Origin of the sequence: Tepidiphilus sp. J10, assembly GCF_006980785.1 — a bacterium.
In the GTDB taxonomy this organism is placed as follows: Bacteria; Pseudomonadota; Gammaproteobacteria; order Burkholderiales; family Rhodocyclaceae; genus Tepidiphilus; species Tepidiphilus olei.
The window spans coordinates 625,483-642,824 of the sequence record NZ_SBHP01000001.1 but is presented as its reverse complement, the minus strand read 5'-3'; the positions used below and the strand labels follow the sequence as shown (position 1 = coordinate 642,824).

Sequence of the window (17,342 nt, the reverse complement as noted above, 5' to 3'; positions counted from 1 at the left end):
TCAAGCGTTTACTCCCCTTCGCCGAATCGGTTGCGGATGAGCTCGACGATGGCCTGCAGGGCTTCGTCGGCACGTTCGCCCTCGGTCTCGATCTCGACCTTGCTACCTTTGGCGGCAGCGAGCATCATCACGCCCATGATGCTCTTGGCGTTGACCCGTCGCCCGCTACGACTGATCCAGATCTGACAGGGGAACTGGCTGGCGAGCTCGGTGAGCTTGGCCGAGGCCCGCGCGTGCAGTCCGAGCTTGTTGATGATTTCGACTTCGGCTTTGGGCATGGTGGTGGTGATGTCGGAAAAGGAATTGGTCTCATTCTAACGAATGCGACGGAAAAACGCTCCTTTTTCCACCAGAATCGGGGTGATGCTAGACTACATGAACTCAATGGGGTGAAAGGAAATCATGGCGTTCGTCGACATCGACGGAATCAATCTGGAATACGAATGGTGGCGGCCGCGGGAGGCAGCCGCGGAGTCCTCGCCCGTCGTGTTGTTGCATGAAGCTCTGGGATCGGTGTCGATCTGGCGGGATTTCCCGCAGCGCCTCGCGGACGCTCTGCGCCGTCCCGTGATGGCCTATTCACGACAGGGTTATGGGCGCAGTGGGCGAGAAGGTCGTCCGCGCGGTTTGGATTACTTGCACCGCGAGGCTTGGCATTGGTTGCCGCGAGTGCTGGAAGCGCTGGAGATCGAGCGCCCGGTGCTCGTGGGGCACAGCGACGGGGCTTCGATCGCTCTCCTCCACGCCGCTTCCGGTATGGCGCCCCAGCCAGAAGCGGCGGTGCTGATCGCGCCGCACGTCGAGGTGGAACCGGAGGCGATCGCCGGAATCGAAGCGGCCGACCGGCTGTGGCATACGACCGACTGGCCGCAGCGCCTGGCGCGGCATCAGCCCGATCCGCAACGTGTATTCGCCGAGTGGCGTGATACTTGGCTCTCTGCCGCGTTTCGCGCGTGGAACATCGAGGCGGAGATCCCGAAGATCGCCTGTCCGGTGCTGGCAGTGCAGGGTGATCGGGACGAATACGCGACCTTGTCCCAGATCGAGAAAATCGCCCTAGGGGCGCCCCGTGGGAAGATGGTGGTATTGCCGCAGTGTGGCCACAGCCCGCATCGGGAACGGCCCGATGCATTGATCGCGGAGATCGCCCGGTTCCTCGACGAGCTCGACGAGCTCGTCGAAAAGCGTGCATGAACGGCGGGCCTGCTGGGTGTGGTTGAGCAGGCTGTAAGCGGGGCTCTTCGCCCGCGGCGGACACTGAACCCTTTGCTGTTCTTTGGCGTCGAAAACGCCTATAATGAAAAGTTTTCCTCGATCATCGCACGCCCATGATCTTTCCCGAACGCTTCGACGTCATCGTCGTCGGCGGCGGCCACGCCGGGACCGAAGCGGCCTTGGCCGCGGCGCGCGCTGGCGCGCGCACGCTGCTGCTGACCCACAACCTCGACACCCTGGGGCAGATGAGCTGCAACCCCTCCATCGGCGGCATCGGCAAGGGGCATCTCGTCAAGGAAGTCGACGCCTTGGGCGGGGCGATGGCGCTCGCCACGGACGAAGCCGGCATCCAGTTCCGCATCCTCAATGCGAGCAAGGGGCCGGCGGTGCGCGCCACCCGCGCCCAGGCCGATCGCGTGCTCTACCGCAAGGCGATCCGTAAGCGCCTGGAGAACCAGCCCAATTTGTGGCTCTTCCAGCAGGCGGTCGACGACCTGCTGGTGCAGGGCGATCGCGTGCAGGGGGTGGTGACGCAACTCGGTATCCGTTTCGAGGCCCCGGCGGTGGTGCTCACCACCGGCACGTTCCTGAACGGCCTCGTGCACGTGGGCCTGTCGCGCTACACGGCCGGCCGGGCGGGCGATCCGGCTTCCGTGTCGCTGGCGCAGCGGCTCGCCGAGCTGGGGCTGCCCAAGGGGCGCCTGAAAACCGGCACGCCGCCGCGGCTCGATGCGCGCACCATCGACTTCTCCCGCTGCACCGTGCAGCCGGGCGACGATCCCGAGCCGGTGTTCAGCTTTCTCGGCTCGCGCGCCCTGCATCCGCCGCAGCGGCCCTGCTGGATCACGCGCACCAACGCGCGCACGCACGAGATCATCCGCCGCAACCTCGACCGCTCGCCCATGTACTCCGGCGTGATCGAGGGGGTGGGGCCGCGCTACTGTCCCTCGATCGAGGACAAGATCCACCGCTTCGCCGACAAGGACGGGCACAACGTCTTCCTCGAACCCGAGGGGCTGGAGACGAACGAGATCTATCCCAACGGCGTGTCCACGTCGCTGCCTTTCGACGTGCAGCTCGAGATGTTGCGCACCATCCCGGGGCTGGAGCGGGTGCACGTGCTGCGCCCCGGCTACGCCATCGAATACGACTACTACGATCCGCGCCACCTCAAGCACAGCCTCGAGACCAAGCACTTCCACGGGCTTTTCTTTGCCGGCCAGATCAACGGCACCACCGGCTACGAAGAAGCGGCGGCGCAGGGTTTGCTCGCCGGGGTCAACGCCGCCCGCTTTGCCCTCGGGCACGAGCCGTGGTGGCCGCGGCGCGACGAAGCCTATCTCGGCGTGCTCGTCGATGATCTCGTCACCAAGGGCGTGAGCGAACCTTACCGCATGTTCACCTCGCGCGCCGAGTTCCGCTTGCAGTTGCGCGAGGACAACGCCGATCTGCGGCTCACCGGGATCGGGCGTCGCCTGGGCCTGGTCGATGATCTGCGCTGGACGGCGTTCTGCCGCAAACGCGAGGCGATCGAGCGCGAGACGGCGCGCCTGCAGGCACAGCGGGTCGTGCCGGCCCGGCTCTCGGCCGAAGAGGTGCAGGCGTTTGCCCAGGTGCTGGGCGCGCCGCTCGAGCGCGAAGCGAGCTTCTTCGATCTGCTGCGCCGTCCGGGGGTGCGCTACGAGGAACTCATGACCTTGCCCGGCGCGCCGGATCTGCCCGAATGCGACCCTGCGGTGATCGAGCAGCTCGAAATCGCTGCCAAGTATCACGGTTACCTCGCGCGCCAGCACACCGAGGTCGAGCGGCTCAAGGCCGCCGAGGCAGTCCGCATTCCGCCGGGGATCGATTATTCCCGCATCCCGGGGCTGTCGCGCGAGATCCAGCAGAAACTTGCCCAGCACGCGCCGGAAACTTTGGGGCAGGCGAGCCGCATCCAAGGCGTGACCCCGGCGGCGATCGCCATTTTGCTCGTGTGGCTGCGCCGCGGCGAATCCGCGCCCCAGACCGAAGTGGCGCCGGAGGGCGCCGAGTGAGCCCTCGCGCTCCTGCGCCGCTGGACGAGGCCGCGGCGCGCGCCCTGCTCGAAGAAGGCGTCGCTGCGCTCGGGCTTTCCTTGCCCGCGGCGACGCTGGATGCGCTGTGGCGCTACGCCGGGCTGCTCGTGAAGTGGAACCGCGTCTACAACCTCACGGCGATCGCGCGGCTCGACGAAGTCGTCACCCACCACCTGCTCGACGCGCTCGCCGTCTGGCCCTGGGTGCGGCAGGAACGGGTGCTCGTCGACGTCGGCTCCGGCGCAGGGCTGCCGGGGCTTGTGCTTGCCCTCGTGGCGCAGGCCGAGGAAAGTCCGCTCGTCGTGCATTCGCTCGACGCGGTGGCGAAAAAAGTCGCCTTCCAGCGCCAGGCGGCGATCGAATTGGGGCTGAAAGGATTCCATCCCTGGCACGAACGGGTCGAGCGCTGGCGGCCGCCGGCGCCGATCTCGGGTATCATCTCGCGAGCATTCGCGCGCTTCGATGAGTTCGTCGCGCTCACCCGCCACCTCCTGTCGCCGGGTGGGCACTGGTATGCCATGAAAGGGCCGCGCCACCGCGACGAACTCGCCGGCTTGCCGGTGGACGTGGTGACACGAGTCGTTCCGCTGGAGGTACCGGGGCTTGCCGAGGCGCGCCATCTCGTGATCGGGGAATTTCGCTGATGGGCCACGTGTTTTGCATCGCCAACCAAAAGGGCGGGGTCGGCAAGACCACGACCAGCGTCAACCTTGCCGCGGCGCTCGCCCGGCGGGGGCACCGCGTGCTGCTCGTCGACCTCGACCCGCAGGGCAACGCCACCATGGGCAGCGGCATCGACAAGCGCACGCTCGAGCGCTCCGTCTATCAGGTGCTGGTGGGGCTGTCGGGCTTGGAAGAGGCAACGTTGCGCTCCGAATCCGGCGGCTACGACGTGCTGCCCGCCAATCGGGAACTGGCCGGGGCCGAAGTGGAGCTCGTCGACTTGCCGCGACGCGAATTCCGTCTGCGTGACGCGCTCGCCGCCGCCCCTGCCGCCTACGATTTCGTGCTCATCGACTGTCCGCCGTCGCTGTCGCTGCTCACGCTCAACGCGCTCACCTGCGCCCACGGCGTGATCATTCCAATGCAATGCGAATACTATGCGCTGGAGGGCTTGTCGGATCTGGCCAACACCATCAAGCGGGTGCATGCGAACCTCAACCGGGACTTGCGCATCGTCGGGCTCCTGCGGGTGATGTTCGATCCGCGTGTGACGCTGCAGCAGCAGGTCTCGGAAGAAGTGCAGCGTCATTTCGGCGAGAAAGTCTTCACGACGGTGATCCCGCGCAACGTGCGCCTGGCCGAGGCGCCGAGCCACGGCATGCCCGGAGTCGTGTTCGATCCCCGCGCGCGAGGCGCGCTCGCCTACCTCGAATTCGCCGCCGAGCTGGAACGGCGCCTGGGCGTGTCAGCCCCGCTTGCGGAGGCGCACTGATGGCGGCGGGCAAGCGCAAGGGTCTGGGTCGCGGACTGGACGCGCTGCTGGGTGCACCGGTTTCGACGGCGCAGGAGACGTTGTGTCATGTCGATATCGATCGCATCGATCCCGGCCGCTACCAACCACGCACGCGCATGGACCCGCAGGCGCTGGAAGAGCTCGCCGCCTCGATTCGTGCCCAGGGCGTGATGCAGCCGCTGCTGGTGCGTCCCGTGGGCGAGCGCTATGAGCTCATCGCCGGCGAGCGGCGCTGGCGTGCCGCCCGCATGGCCGGGCTGCTGGAAGTGCCCTGCCTCGTGCGCGAGATTCCGGACGAGGCGGCGCTGGCGATGTCGCTCATCGAGAACCTCCAGCGCGAGGATCTCAACCCGATCGAAGAGGCCGTGGGTTTGCAGCGGCTCATCGACGAATTCGGCATGACGCACCAGCAGGCGGCCGAGGCCGTCGGGCGTAGCCGTTCGGCGGTCACCAACTTGCTGCGCCTGCTGCAATTGGCCGAGCCGGTGCGCGAGCTGCTGATGGAGGGTGCCCTGGAGATGGGGCACGCACGGGCGCTGCTCGCGCTCGCCGTGCCGCAGCAGGTGGAGCTCGCGCGGCGCGCCGCGGCGCAGGGTTGGTCGGTGCGCCAGACCGAACGCGCCGTGCAGGCGCTGCTCGTTCCGCCCGCGCCCAAGCCGGAGGACGTGAAAGACCCCGACTGGCGGCGGCTGGAAGAAACGCTTTCAGAGCACTTCGGCGCGCCGGTCGTGATCAAGCGCCGCCGCGACGGGCGCGGTACGCTCGAGATCGCCTTCAGTGACGACGACACGCTCGAAGGGCTGCTCGAACGTCTGGGCGTGCGGGCCTAGCGATCGGCGCGCCGTCCGTCCATCTCGCGCAATTTGCGATAGAGCGTGGCGCGGCTGATGCCCAGGCGCTTGGCCGCCGCCGTTCGGTTGCCGCCGCAGGCGGCCAGCGCCCGCTCGATGGCCGCACGCGATAGCGCCGCCAGCTCGAACGCTTCTTCCCCTGGGGCAGAGGTGAGCGGTGTGGTTCCGGACGATCGCTTCAGCGCCGCCGCGAGCCCTTCGGGCAGCGCCTCCCAGCCGATCTCCTCTTCGTCCTCGTCGAGCAGCGCCGCGGCCACGCGCAGCGCCTGCGCGAGTTCCCGCACGTTGCCCGGCCAAGGGTAGGACGAGAAGGCGGCGGCCACCTCGGGCGCGAGCCTCAGGTCCCGGTCCGGCGCGCAGGCGTGCAGGATGCGCTCCACCAGGGCGGGCAGGTCGCTGCGCTCGCGCAGCGGCGGCAAGGTGAGCGTCAGACCCGCCAGCCGATAGTAGAGATCGGCGCGGAATCGCCCCGCCTCGACCTCGGCCGGCAGGTCGCGGTGCGTGGCCGCGATGAGCGCAAACTCGACGCGCACGGGTTTTCCGCCCAGCGGCACGACCTCCTTCGTCTCCAATACGCGCAGCAGCCTTCCCTGCAGCGCGAGCGGCATGTCGCCGATCTCGTCGAGAAAGAGCGTGCCGCCGTGCGCCTCGCGGATGCGCCCCGGGCTACCTTCCCGGCGCGCGCCGGTGTAGGCGCCGGGGGCATAACCGAAGAGCTCGGCCTCGATGAGCGCCTCGGGCAGCGCGGCGCAATTGACTGCCACGAACGGCTTGTCACGGCGAGGCGAACTACGATGGAGGGCCTGGGCGAAGAGTTCCTTCCCCACGCCGCTCTCGCCGCGCAGCAGGATGGGGATGTCCTTGTCGAGCACCCGACGGGCCTGGGCGATGACCCGGCGCAGCGCCTCGTCGCCGGTGTCGAGCTCGGCCAAGGCATCGTTGGCCGGTGCAGGATCGGTGCGGCGGATCACGACGCGCGCGCGACGTCCTTCGAAACGCGCATAAAGCGGATTGCCCTGCGGATCGTACAGCAACACCGGTTCGTCGCCGCGCGGCGAGGGGGCGGCGCAGCGGAAGAGCCGCTCCATGGGCAGCGTGCCGATTTCCTCCTGCTGCAAGGAAAAGAGGCGGCGGGCGGCGGAATTGGCCGCCACGACCTGCCCTTCTTCCGAGACGCAGACGATGGCGTCATCGACGAACCCCCCCAGCGCGTGGGGGTCGCGATGCAGATGGATGCGCAGGCCGCGGTGGCGGGCGGCGATGGCGTGATTCTCGATGAGGCGAACCGCGGTATTGACCAAAGCGCGGGTGTGCGGATGATGGTCGTGCCAATCGCAGGAGACGTCGAGCACCGCCGCCAAGCGGCCCGTGCCGTCGAAGATGGGGGCGGCCGTACAGGCGAGGAACTCGTTGCAGCTCAGATAGTGCTCCGGCCCCAGTACTTCGACCGGCGTGCCTTCGGCGATCGCCGTGCCCACCGCGTTCGTGCCGCGCACCCCTTCGCGCCAGATCGCGCCGCGTGCCAGATGCACCCGTTGGGCTCGGGCGAGAAAGCGCGGGTCGCCCGTCGTCTCGACGATGACGCCTTCGGAGTCGGCCAGCACGAGGATGCTGCGTCCCGCCTGCAGATCCCCGAAGATGCCCTCGAATACCGGTCGGGCGTAACGCAACCACTCTTCCAACTGTTCGCGGGAGAGGGTGAGGCGAGACGGGTCGACCAAGCCTTCCTCGGCCGAAGGGTGCCGCTCGACCGAAAGTCCGTGCGCACGACAACGGCGCCAGGAGCGCTCGATCTCCGGGGCCAGGTGCAGTGAAGAGAGCTCTCCCCGTTCGGCGAAGGTCCTACGGGCGAGTGCGACCGCTTCGGGAGATGGGGTCAGCGTCGTCATTCCTCGTTCCTCTTCGGACTTGTTTGCGTCGTCGTTCTCATTCTCATTCGATGATTCGAGACACCGAGACAATCGGTGTCTCGTTTTGCGACGCTTTCTTGGTACAGCATAGCAAAAAATTCTTGAATCAAAGATAAGAAAAAGCTTGGCACGGTACTTGCATTATTTGAATGCCTGCGCCTCGATCGAGGCGCACGGAGTTCGTCCATCATTCATTCTATGAAGAGGAGAGGAGCACATGACGTATCCGTTCCCTGGCGATCCTTCCGCCCCGGTCCAATTCAAGGCCAAGTACGACAACTTCATCGGCGGCAAATGGGTGCCGCCGGTCAAGGGGCAATACTTCGACAACATCACCCCCATCACCGGCAAGGTATTCTGTCAGGCGGCGCGTTCCACGGCCGAGGACATCGAGCTCGCGCTCGATGCCGCGCACGCGGCCAAGGACAAATGGGGCAAGACGCCGCCGGCCAAACGCGCCCAGGTATTGCTCGCGATCGCCGACCGCATCGAGCAGAACCTGGAAAAACTCGCCTATGCCGAGACGGTGGATAACGGCAAGCCGATCCGCGAGACGCTCAACGCCGACATTCCCCTCACGATCGACCACTTCCGCTATTTTGCCGGTTGTATCCGTGCCCAGGAAGGCACGATCTCCGAGATCGACGAGAACACCGTCGCCTACCATTTCCACGAGCCGCTGGGCGTGGTCGGGCAGATCATCCCCTGGAACTTCCCCATCCTGATGGCAGCCTGGAAGCTCGCCCCGGCGCTCGCAGCCGGAAACTGCGTCGTGCTCAAGCCGGCCGAGCAGACGCCCACTAGCATCATGGTGCTCATGGAGCTCATCGCCGACCTCATTCCGCCGGGTGTGGTCAACGTCGTCAACGGCTTCGGTCTCGAGGCGGGCAAGCCGCTAGCCACCAGCCCGCGCATCGCCAAGATTGCCTTCACCGGCGAGACCACCACCGGGCGGCTCATCATGCAGTACGCCAGCCAAAACCTCATCCCGGTCACGCTCGAGCTCGGCGGCAAATCGCCCAACATCTTCTTCGAGGACGTCGCCGCGGCCGACGATGATTTCTTCGACAAGGCGATCGAAGGGATGGTGCTCTTTGCCTTCAACCAGGGCGAAGTGTGCACTTGCCCGTCGCGCGCGCTGATCCAGGAGTCGATCTACGACAAATTCATGTCCCGTGCGCTCGAGCGCGTCAAGGCGATCAAGCAGGGAAACCCGCTCGATCCGACGACGATGATCGGGGCTCAGGCGTCCTCCGAGCAGCTGGAGAAGATCCTTTCCTACCTCGACATCGGCAAGCAAGAGGGAGCGCAGTGTCTCATCGGCGGCGAACAGGCCAAGCTGCCCGGTGAGCTCGCCGGCGGCTATTACGTCAAGCCCACGATCTTCAAAGGGCACAACAAGATGCGCATCTTCCAGGAGGAGATCTTCGGCCCCGTGCTGGCGGTCACCACCTTCAAGGACGAAGCCGAGGCGCTCGCGATCGCCAACGATACCCTCTACGGTCTGGGCGCGGGCGTGTGGACGCGCGACGGCAGCCGTGCGTATCGCATGGGCCGCGGCATCCAGGCCGGACGGGTGTGGACCAACTGCTACCACCTCTATCCGGCGCATGCGGCGTTTGGCGGATACAAGCAGTCGGGCATCGGGCGTGAGAACCACAAGATGATGCTCGATCACTATCAGCAGACGAAGAATCTGCTGGTGAGCTATTCTCCGAAGAAACTCGGTTTCTTCTGATAGAAATGGGGGAAGGGTATCCCCTTCCTTTCGTTCGATTGGGCTGGGCGCCAGGGGAACGCCCCCTGGCGATTCTGTCTGGGAGGATACGATGGCTGCAGAAATGTCTGCACAAACTGCATCCGAGGAACACCCTCCGGTGCAACCACCGCCCCAGGTGATCGCCACGCCGGCGGCACTGGAACTCATCGAAAAACTCCGGAAGAAGTACGGACCCGTGATGTTTCATCAATCCGGCGGCTGTTGTGACGGATCTTCCCCCATGTGTTATCCGCAAGGGGAGTTCATCGTGGGCGACAACGATGTCCTGCTCGGCGAGATCGGCGGGGCGCCGTTCTACATCAGCAAGCCGCAGTTCGACTATTGGAAACATACCCAGCTCATCATCGACGTGGTACCCGGCCGCGGCGGCATGTTCTCCCTGGAAAACGGCGAAGGAGTGCGTTTCCTCGTGCGTTCTCGGCTGTTTAGCGATGAGGAATATGCGGCCCTGCAAGCAGCCGGCAAAGTGTGAGTATCGTTGCCCTGCAACAAATCCCATTTCGTTTGCCCCTCTTGACCACGTATCGGAGTTCCTCTAGTATCTTCCCCATACGATAACAAACGTTCATCGCACCATCATTCGATATTGCGATGCAGTAAAAGGAGGGAGGAGTGGCGACGACGGCCGAAGCCGCGCGCAGGGTTGCGCTGCGCTGTGAAAACGTCAATCGCTGGTTCGGCGGCCTGCATGCGCTCAAGGGTCCCGATCTGGCGATCTTCCAGGGCGAAATCTTCGGGTTGGTGGGGCCGAACGGCTCCGGCAAGACCACCCTCGTCAATACCGTCACCGGGTTTTACCCGCCCCAGAAAGGGCGGGTGTTCCTGTTCGACGAGCAGATCAACGGGCAGCCTCCCTATCGCATCGCGCAAAAGGGCGTGGCGCGCACCTTCCAGAACGTCGCGCTCTTTCGCGGCCTCACCGTGCTCGACAACATCCTCGTGGGGCGTCACATCCACATGCGCCCGAGCGCGCTCGCCACGCTCGGCTACTGGTGGTGGGCGAAGAAAGAGGAGGTGGCACACCGCGCCAAGGTCGAGGACGTCATCGACCTCCTGCAGCTCGAGGACGTGCGCGACGAGCCCGTCGACGTCATCCCCCTGGGCCTGCAAAAGCGCGTCGAGCTCGCTCGGGCGCTGGCCGCCGAGCCGCGGCTGCTGGTGCTCGACGAGCCCATGGCCGGCATGAACCAGGAAGAGAAAGAGTACATGGTGCGCTTCATCCTGGATGCGCACGAGGATCTCGGCCTCACCATTCTCATGATCGAACACCACATGGACGTGGTCACCTCGATCTGCCACCGCGTGGCGGTGTTCAACGACGGCGTGAAGATCGCCGAAGGGCCCCCGCGCGAGACCATCAACGACCCGGCCGTCGTGGCCGCCTACATCGGAGCGAGCGATGCGGCCTGACGATCTGCCTCGAGCCCTGCCCTGGCGTCCCCACGACTGGCGTAAAGGGGATCACCTGCTCGCGCTGCTCGCCGCCAACGCCTCGAGCCATCCGGCCGAGATCGCCATGCGCGAACGCGACCGCGGCATCTGGCGCGAATACACCTGGCAGGATTATCACGACACGGTGTTTGCCTTCGCCGCCGGCCTCGAATCCCTTGGCGTGCGTCCCTTCGAGGTGGTGCAGATCATCGGCGACAACCGGCCGGCGCTCTATTTCGCCATGGTCGCGTTGGGGGCCTTGCGCGCCATCGCCTCGCCCGCCTATCCCGACGCCACGCCCGAGGAGATCGCACTGCTCGCCGAGCGCGAAGACGTGCGCTGTGCCGTCGTCGAAGACCAGGAGCAGGTCGACAAGCTGCTGCAGCTGGAAAAGGAGCACGGCGAACGCTACCGGCTCATCGTCTACGACGACCCCCGCGGTCTGGCGGGCAAGATGCCCGAGCGTTTCGTCGCCTTCGCCGAGGTCGTCGCGCGCGGGCGCGAGCGGCTCGCCGCCGACCCCATGCTGCGCCAGGCCCTACTCGAACGCCCTTCGCCCTACGACGTCGCCGTGCTACTGCATTCATCCGGCACTACCGGCACGCCCAAGGGGGTGCCCCTCAAGCACGGCCACGTGCTCTCGGCGGTACGCAATGCTGCGCAGGCGGGTTACTTCCAGAATGGCGACGTGCACGTCGCCTATCTGCCCATGGCGTGGGTGGGCGATTACATCTTCTCCGTCGGGGCGGCCTTCGCCCTGCGTTTCGCGGTGAACATCCCCGAGCGACAGGAAACGGTGATCCGCGACCTGCGCGAGATCGCCCCCACCGTCTTCTTTTCTTCGCCGCGTGCCTGGGCCGGCATGATCACCCGCATCCAGGTGGGCATGGACGAATCCACCCCGCTCAAGCGCCGACTCTACGAGCATTTCATGGCCTTCGCCATCGAGCTCGAGCGGCGGCGCCTGGCCGGCGACCCGCCCTCGCTCGGTGCACGGCTGTGGCGGGCGCTGGGCGAGTGGATGATCTATGGTCCGATCAAGGACCAGCTGGGGCTTGCCCGCGTACGGCGCGCCTACACCGCCGGCGAGGCGATCGGCGAGGACGACTTCCTCTTCCTGCGCGCCCTCGGCGTGCCGCTGCGCCAGTTCTACGGTCAGACCGAGAACTGTGCCCTGTGCGCCGCCCAGTCGGCCGACGATGTCAAGCTGCACACCGTCGGACGCCCCTTCCCCGGCGTGGAGGTGAAGATCGCCGACAGCGGCGAGATCCTCGTGCGCGGCGACAACGTCTTCGACGGTTACTACGACAATCCCAAGGCGAGCGAAGAGGCCCTGGAAGACGGCTGGCTGCACACGGGCGATGCCGGCTACTTCGAAGAAGATGGCTCGCTCGTCGTGCTCGGACGCTTGTCGGAAGTGGCCTACACCGCCGCCGGCGAGCGCTACGTCGCCACCTACGTCGAGAACCGCATCAAGTTCAGCCAGTACGTCAAGGACGTCTGCGTCATCGGCGAGAACCGTCCCTTCCTTTCCGCCATCGTCTGTATCGACCTCGAGGCGGTGGGGCACTGGGCGGAGGAACACGGCGTGCCTTACACCTCCTATGCCGACCTGTCGCAGAAGCCCGAAGTCTACGATTTGGTCGCTGGCGTCATCGCGCACGTCAACGATGTGCTGCCTTCGGGGCTGCGCATCCGCCGTTTCGTCAATTTGCACAAGCCCTTCGACCCGGACGACGGCGAAGTTACGCGCACGCGCAAGCTGCGTCGCAAGGTGATCTACGAGCGCTATGCGCCCATCCTCGAGGCGCTCTACGACCCGGCGCGTCGCGAGATCGACTTCCAAGCGACGATCACCTACGAAACCGGCGAGACCGGCGTCATCGCCCGCCGCTTGCGGCTGTACGACGTCGCCCCGCCGCAGGGAGAGTGAGATGGACTTCTTGTTTCTGGCCGAACTCTTCGTCAATGGCCTGAGCACCGGGCTCATGTACAGCCTCGTGGCGCTGGGCATCACCCTGATCTACAAGGCGAGCGGCGTGCCCAACCTGGCGCAGGGCGCGATGGTGATGCTCTCGGGCTACCTCGTCTGGGCCGTGGTGAGCCTCCTTTCCTGGCCGCTGTGGCTGGCGGTCGCGCTCGCGGTGGTGGGCATGTTCCTCTTCGGTCTGGCCACCGAGCGCTGGCTGCTGCGCCGCATGGTGGGGCAGCCGGTCATCATGATCGTCATGCTTACGCTCGGGCTGGACATCTTCCTGCGGGGTTTCGTGCCCGGACTGCTGGGTGCGGCGCCCAAACGGCTCGACCTGGGCATCGGTCTTGCGCCCATCATCGTGGCCGACGTCTTCGTCAACCGCGCCTACCTCGTCGGGGCGATCGGCGCCATGGTACTCATCGCCGCCGCCATGCTCTTTTTCCGCACGCGGCTCGGCACCAAGCTGCGCGCTGTCTCGGACGATCACGTCGCCAGCTGGGCCGTGGGTATCTCGGTGGAGCGCGCGATCGGCATCTCCTGGGGCATCGCCGGCGTGGCCGCCGTGGGGGCCGGTACCATCTGGGGCTCGGTGCAGGGGGTGGACTGGACCTTGTCTGCGTTGCTCTTTCCCGCCATCGCCGTGGTGATCCTGGGCGGTATCGACAGCCTCATCGGGGTATTCGTCGGCGGGCTGGTGGTAGGCGTGCTCGGCTCGGTGATCCCGGGCTATCTCGACCCCATCGTCGGCGGCGGCACGCGCGACGTCGTTACTTCCCTGCTGATCGTGCTCACCATCCTCTTCCGGCCCTACGGCATGTTCGGTCGCGAAGACATCGAGAGGGTCTGATCCATGTTCTACCGTCTCTCCGGCGTCCACCATACCCGCTACGAAGACACGCGTCGGCTGTGGCCCATTCCTGCCGACCGGCGGCTGGTGGCGGTGCTCTTCCTGCTCGCGCTCAGCGCCCCCCTGTGGCTCTCCGAGCTCTACCTGCAAAACTACCTCCTGCCCTGGCTCATCTGGAGCGCGGCCGTTCTGTCGCTGACGCTCCTCATGGGGGTCGCCGGGCAGCTGCACTTCGGCTACGCCGCGGTGATGGCCATCGGAGCCTATTCGGCGATCCACCTCGTGCGCCTGGGAGTGCCCTTCGAACTCGCCTTCATCGGGGCGGGGCTCGTCGCGGCGGTGATCGGTTGTCTGTTTGGGGCGGCAGCCCTGCGCGTCAAGGGGCTCTACCTCGTGATGGCCACGCTCGCCATGCAGTACCTCGTCGACTGGGTCATCGTGAACGTTCCGGCGATCTCGGGCGGGGCGCACGCCACGCTACAGGCGCCCGAAGCCCGCGTGCTCTTTTTCTCCTTGTCCGATGGACTCACTCGGTACTACTTCGCCTTCTTCTGGGCGGTGTTCATGACGCTTTTCCTGCTCAACACCAAGCGCACCAGTTTTGGACGGGCACTGGTGGCCATCCGTGACAAGGATTACGCCGCCTCGGTGATCGGCGTGAGCCCCTTCAAATACAAGCTGCTCGCGTTCTTCACCAGCTCGTTTTTCGGCGGCATGAGCGGGGCCGTGCTGGCCTTCTGCTTTTACCGGGCCGTGACGCCGGAGCAATTCGGTTTCAACGTCTCGACCCAGCTCGTGGCCATGGTGCTCGTCGGCGGCCTGGGCAGTGTGATCGGCGCCTATCTCGGTGCGGCCTTCGTGCTACTCACGCCGATGATCCTCTCCAACGGCATCGCGGCGCTGTCGGATGCCGGCTGGCTGTCGGTGTCGGCAAACCTGCTCGCGCACCTGCCGCTCATGATCTACGGCGCGCTCATCATCGGCTTTCTGCTCGCCGAACCGTTGGGGCTGGCGAAGCTCTACGACAACATCCGCAATTACTTTCTCGTGTGGCCGTTCAAGCACTCGCGCCGCTGATGGAAATTTCAGGTGGTTCATCACGACAAGGAGGAGACGTAATGGAAACGACGTTCAAGAAAGGCATGCTGGGGGCGCTATTCGCCACGGCTGTATTGGCCGGCGCGCCAGCACTGCAGGCGCAGGAGACGGTGAAGTTCGGCCTGTTCCACGACTTCACCAAGGTCTACACCTTCGTGGCCGACGAGTTCAGCCAGGGGCAGCGCGACTACCTCACGCTGATCAACGAGGAGGGTGGCATCAAGGGGCAGAAGTTCGAGGCCATCGTGCGCGACCACGGCAACGAGCCGCAGCGCGGCCTGGAGCTCTACAACCGCGCGCGCGAGGAAGGCGCGATCTACTTCATGTTCCTGAGCACGCCGGTGGCCAACGCCGTCGTACCGCGGGCGTTGCAGGACAAGGTGGTACTGGGTACGCCGCTGCACGGGCGAGGTGACGCCATGGTGGGCGAGGCCTTCCCCTACGTCTTCCCCATGATGGCCACTTACTGGTCGCAGGCGACGCGTCTGCTCAAGTACGTCGAGGACACCCAAGGGGGGCTCAAGGGCAAGAAAATCGCGCACGTGCACATCGATACTCCCTTCGGGCGTGAGCCTTTGCCCATCTTGCAAAAGCTCGCGGAGCAGAAGTCCTTCGAGTTGCGCACGTTCGCTTATCCGAGCCCGGGTAATGAGCAATCGGCGGTATGGTCGGACGTTCGACGGTATCGTCCCGACTTCGTGCTGATCTGGGGAGCGGGCAACTCGCAGATGGTGTCGGTGCGCGAAGCAGTGCGCAACGGCATCGATCCGGCGAAGATCCTGTCGGTGGTCTGGCTCACCGAGACCGACATGAAGAACATCGGCGAGAGCACGGCCATCGGCATCAAGCGCGTCGAAGTGGTGCAGCCCGGCCGCGATCATCCCATCATCCAGCGCATCCTCGACAAGGTCTACAAGACCGGCAAGGGCGCCGGGCCAGAAGCGCGAGTGGGTAACACCTACTACAACTACGGCGTGGCCGACATGGTGATCGCGACCGAAGGGGCCAAACTCGCCCTGGAAAAACTCGGTCCGCCGCTCACCGCCGAAAAACTCAAGGCAGGGTTGGAGATGGTGAACAATCTCGACACCCAAGGCTTCATGCCACCCGTGACGATCACGCCGCAAGATCACCAGGGTGGCGGTCAGGCGCGCGTGTCGCAGTGGGACGGCAAAGCCTGGGTTCCCGTGAGCGATTGGGCTGCGGCCTATCAGGACGTGGTGTGGGAAGAAGCCCGCGCGAGCGCGGCGAAGTTCAGCCAGGCGAAATGAGGGGAGGCGGCGCCGGGGATGTCCCCGGCGCCGTACAGGGAGCGAGCATGAGCCAAACGGGCGATACGCGCGGCACGGCCCCCGTGCTGCTGCGGCTATCCAACGTCGAGGTGGTCTACGACAAGGTATTCCTGGCGATCAAGGGGATCTCGCTCGAGATCCGCGAGGGGGACATGGTGGCCTTGCTCGGCGCGAATGGCGCCGGCAAGAGCACCACGCTGAAATCGGTGAGCGGTCTGCTCGCGCCCGAGCGGGGCGAGGTGACCCGCGGGCACATCGAGTTCGCCGGTCGCGATCTGGGCACGATGCCCGCGCCGCAGCGCGTGCACCTGGGTATCGCCCACGTGCTCGAGGGGCGGCGCGTCTTCGGGCATCTCACGCCGGAGGAAAACCTCATCGCCGCCTACCGGGGGCGCGACCAGCGCCGCTACCTGCAGCTGCGAGACATGGTCTATGGTTACTTCCCGCGCCTGGTCGAGCGGGCGAAGTCGAAGGCGGGCTACCTCTCCGGTGGCGAGCAGCAGATGCTCGCCATCGGGCGTGCGCTCATGACCGAGCCGAAACTGCTGATGCTCGACGAGCCGAGCCTGGGGCTCTCGCCCTTGCTCGTCAAGGAGATTTTCGGCATCATCCGCGCGATCAACGAGAAAGAGCGCATGAGCGTCCTCCTCGTGGAGCAGAACGCCGTGGCGGCCCTGAACGTGGTGCAGTATGCTTACGTCGTCGACCAGGGGCGCATCGTGATGGACGGTCCTGCCGAGGTGCTACGGCAAAACCCCGATATCCAAGATTTTTACCTGGGGGGCAGTCACGCCGTCGATTACCACAACGTCAAGCACTACCGCCGGCGCAAGCGCTGGCTCGCTTGAAGTGGCGAGGGCGCGGCCGCCGCGGCTGCGCCCATTACTCCCGATCGGGCAAGCCGATCATGGTGGCCGTCATCAACGCCACCTGCTCGCGCCCGTCCGCGCGTTCCATCCAGCCTTCGCCCAGACACACCGTGAGGGTGCGTCCGGCACGCACCACGCGCCCCACCGCCACCAGGCGATCGCCCTTGGCGGGGGCGAGCAGGTTGGTCTTGATTTCCACCGAGAGCACCGCATGGCCGGGAGGCATGAGCGAATAGGCGGCATAGCCGAGCGCGCTGTCGAGGACGGTGATGACGACCCCGGCGTGCAGGAAGCCGTGCTGCTGCGTCAGATCGGCGCGAAAGGGCAGAACGATCTCCACTTCGCCCGGTTCGACCCGGGTGATCTCGGCGCCAAGGGTCTGCATCACGCGCTGGCGGGAGAAACTATCGCGCACGCGGGCCACGTAGTCGGGATCGACGGCAGTGAAAGGCATGAATTTCTCCTGGACAGGAAATCGAACCGTGATTTTAATCGAGGGAAAAGCGGATTCGATCGAAACGGGCGAATGGTGTAACGAAGTTTGACAGCAGCGCTCGATGT

16 protein-coding genes are annotated in these 17,342 nt (G+C 65.6%); 13 read left to right on the top strand and 3 right to left on the bottom strand.

Annotated elements, in window-relative coordinates:
* Window positions 1-8: 8 nt before the first annotated feature.
* Entirely contained in the window at window positions 9-278 is a 270-nt protein-coding gene (locus EPD81_RS03160; protein WP_142803950.1) for an HPr family phosphocarrier protein, read from the bottom strand.
* Window positions 279-402: 124 nt separating this feature from the next.
* On the opposite strand from EPD81_RS03160, the gene EPD81_RS03155 reads away from it, so the two are divergent.
* The 5 genes from EPD81_RS03155 to EPD81_RS03135 all read left to right on the top strand — a co-directional run bounded on the left by EPD81_RS03155 (window position 403) and on the right by EPD81_RS03135 (window position 5,558).
* A complete protein-coding gene (locus EPD81_RS03155) occupies window positions 403-1,194 on the top strand; it encodes an alpha/beta fold hydrolase (RefSeq protein WP_142803949.1) in 792 nt (263 codons plus the stop codon).
* 134 nt (window positions 1,195-1,328) lie between these two features.
* Entirely contained in the window at window positions 1,329-3,251 is a 1,923-nt protein-coding gene (gene mnmG / locus EPD81_RS03150; protein ID WP_142803948.1) for a tRNA uridine-5-carboxymethylaminomethyl(34) synthesis enzyme MnmG, read from the top strand.
* Window positions 3,248-3,916 carry a 16S rRNA (guanine(527)-N(7))-methyltransferase RsmG gene (rsmG, locus tag EPD81_RS03145; protein ID WP_221929182.1) on the top strand — a complete coding sequence of 223 codons (669 nt, stop codon included), beginning with the start codon at window positions 3,248-3,250 and terminating at the stop codon, window positions 3,914-3,916. Before mnmG ends, rsmG begins: the two co-directional genes overlap by 4 nt.
* Window positions 3,916-4,707: a ParA family protein gene (locus EPD81_RS03140; protein ID WP_142803947.1), complete on the top strand. Its 792-nt coding sequence runs from the start codon at window positions 3,916-3,918 to the stop codon at window positions 4,705-4,707. The genes rsmG and EPD81_RS03140 overlap by 1 nt, the downstream gene beginning before the upstream one ends.
* On the top strand, window positions 4,707-5,558 hold the full coding sequence (locus tag EPD81_RS03135; RefSeq protein WP_142803946.1) for a ParB/RepB/Spo0J family partition protein: 852 nt from the start codon (window positions 4,707-4,709) through the stop codon (window positions 5,556-5,558). The genes EPD81_RS03140 and EPD81_RS03135 overlap by 1 nt, the downstream gene beginning before the upstream one ends.
* On the opposite strand, the gene EPD81_RS03130 is transcribed toward EPD81_RS03135, so the two are convergent.
* Window positions 5,555-7,468, bottom strand: coding sequence for a sigma-54-dependent Fis family transcriptional regulator (locus EPD81_RS03130; RefSeq protein ID WP_142803945.1), 1,914 nt, complete (start codon window positions 7,466-7,468; stop codon window positions 5,555-5,557). The genes EPD81_RS03135 and EPD81_RS03130 overlap by 4 nt on opposite strands.
* A 238-nt stretch (window positions 7,469-7,706) precedes the next feature.
* On the opposite strand from EPD81_RS03130, the gene adh reads away from it, so the two are divergent.
* From adh to EPD81_RS03090, 8 genes are all read left to right on the top strand, one after another.
* Window positions 7,707-9,227, top strand: a complete 1,521-nt coding sequence (gene adh / locus EPD81_RS03125) for an aldehyde dehydrogenase (RefSeq protein WP_142803944.1) — start codon at window positions 7,707-7,709, stop codon at window positions 9,225-9,227.
* A 103-nt stretch (window positions 9,228-9,330) separates the two neighbouring features.
* Window positions 9,331-9,741, top strand: coding sequence for a DUF779 domain-containing protein (locus EPD81_RS03120; protein ID WP_142804257.1), 411 nt, complete (start codon window positions 9,331-9,333; stop codon window positions 9,739-9,741).
* Window positions 9,742-9,881: 140 nt separating this feature from the next.
* A complete protein-coding gene (locus EPD81_RS03115) occupies window positions 9,882-10,679 on the top strand; it encodes an ABC transporter ATP-binding protein (protein WP_142803943.1) in 798 nt (265 codons plus the stop codon).
* Window positions 10,669-12,633, top strand: coding sequence for a long-chain fatty acid--CoA ligase (locus EPD81_RS03110; protein WP_142803942.1), 1,965 nt, complete (start codon window positions 10,669-10,671; stop codon window positions 12,631-12,633). Before EPD81_RS03115 ends, EPD81_RS03110 begins: the two co-directional genes overlap by 11 nt.
* Before the next feature lies 1 nt (window position 12,634).
* Window positions 12,635-13,522, top strand: coding sequence for a branched-chain amino acid ABC transporter permease (locus EPD81_RS03105; RefSeq protein ID WP_142803941.1), 888 nt, complete (start codon window positions 12,635-12,637; stop codon window positions 13,520-13,522).
* A 3-nt stretch (window positions 13,523-13,525) separates the two neighbouring features.
* The gene (locus EPD81_RS03100) at window positions 13,526-14,599 is read left to right on the top strand and encodes a branched-chain amino acid ABC transporter permease (protein ID WP_142803940.1); all 1,074 of its coding nucleotides are present in this window, start codon (window positions 13,526-13,528) and stop codon (window positions 14,597-14,599) included.
* 41 nt (window positions 14,600-14,640) lie between these two features.
* A complete protein-coding gene (locus EPD81_RS03095) occupies window positions 14,641-15,891 on the top strand; it encodes an ABC transporter substrate-binding protein (protein ID WP_142803939.1) in 1,251 nt (416 codons plus the stop codon).
* A 47-nt stretch (window positions 15,892-15,938) separates the two neighbouring features.
* The gene (locus tag EPD81_RS03090; protein ID WP_142803938.1) at window positions 15,939-16,760 is read left to right on the top strand and encodes an ABC transporter ATP-binding protein; all 822 of its coding nucleotides are present in this window, start codon (window positions 15,939-15,941) and stop codon (window positions 16,758-16,760) included.
* A gap of 34 nt (window positions 16,761-16,794) precedes the next feature.
* On the opposite strand, the gene EPD81_RS03085 is transcribed toward EPD81_RS03090, so the two are convergent.
* Window positions 16,795-17,235, bottom strand: a complete 441-nt coding sequence (locus tag EPD81_RS03085) for a PaaI family thioesterase (RefSeq protein WP_142803937.1) — start codon at window positions 17,233-17,235, stop codon at window positions 16,795-16,797.
* Window positions 17,236-17,342: the final 107 nt, after the last annotated feature.

Excerpts from the sequence above, each read along its gene's own strand:
- EPD81_RS03085 (WP_142803937.1), bottom strand. The coding sequence starts at position 17,235 with ATGCCTTTCACTGCCGTCGATCCCGACTACGTGGCCCGCGTGCGCGAT.
- EPD81_RS03160 (WP_142803950.1), bottom strand. The coding sequence starts at position 278 with ATGCCCAAAGCCGAAGTCGAAATCATCAACAAGCTCGGACTGCACGCG.
- EPD81_RS03120 (WP_142804257.1), top strand. The coding sequence starts at position 9,331 with ATGTCTGCACAAACTGCATCCGAGGAACACCCTCCGGTGCAACCACCG.
- adh (WP_142803944.1), top strand. The coding sequence starts at position 7,707 with ATGACGTATCCGTTCCCTGGCGATCCTTCCGCCCCGGTCCAATTCAAG.
- mnmG (WP_142803948.1), top strand. The coding sequence starts at position 1,329 with ATGATCTTTCCCGAACGCTTCGACGTCATCGTCGTCGGCGGCGGCCAC.
- EPD81_RS03135 (WP_142803946.1), top strand. The coding sequence starts at position 4,707 with ATGGCGGCGGGCAAGCGCAAGGGTCTGGGTCGCGGACTGGACGCGCTG.
- EPD81_RS03140 (WP_142803947.1), top strand. The coding sequence starts at position 3,916 with ATGGGCCACGTGTTTTGCATCGCCAACCAAAAGGGCGGGGTCGGCAAG.
- EPD81_RS03105 (WP_142803941.1), top strand. The coding sequence starts at position 12,635 with ATGGACTTCTTGTTTCTGGCCGAACTCTTCGTCAATGGCCTGAGCACC.
- EPD81_RS03155 (WP_142803949.1), top strand. The coding sequence starts at position 403 with ATGGCGTTCGTCGACATCGACGGAATCAATCTGGAATACGAATGGTGG.
- EPD81_RS03100 (WP_142803940.1), top strand. The coding sequence starts at position 13,526 with ATGTTCTACCGTCTCTCCGGCGTCCACCATACCCGCTACGAAGACACG.
- EPD81_RS03130 (WP_142803945.1), bottom strand. The coding sequence starts at position 7,468 with ATGACGACGCTGACCCCATCTCCCGAAGCGGTCGCACTCGCCCGTAGG.
- EPD81_RS03090 (WP_142803938.1), top strand. The coding sequence starts at position 15,939 with ATGAGCCAAACGGGCGATACGCGCGGCACGGCCCCCGTGCTGCTGCGG.
- EPD81_RS03095 (WP_142803939.1), top strand. The coding sequence starts at position 14,641 with ATGGAAACGACGTTCAAGAAAGGCATGCTGGGGGCGCTATTCGCCACG.
- EPD81_RS03110 (WP_142803942.1), top strand. The coding sequence starts at position 10,669 with ATGCGGCCTGACGATCTGCCTCGAGCCCTGCCCTGGCGTCCCCACGAC.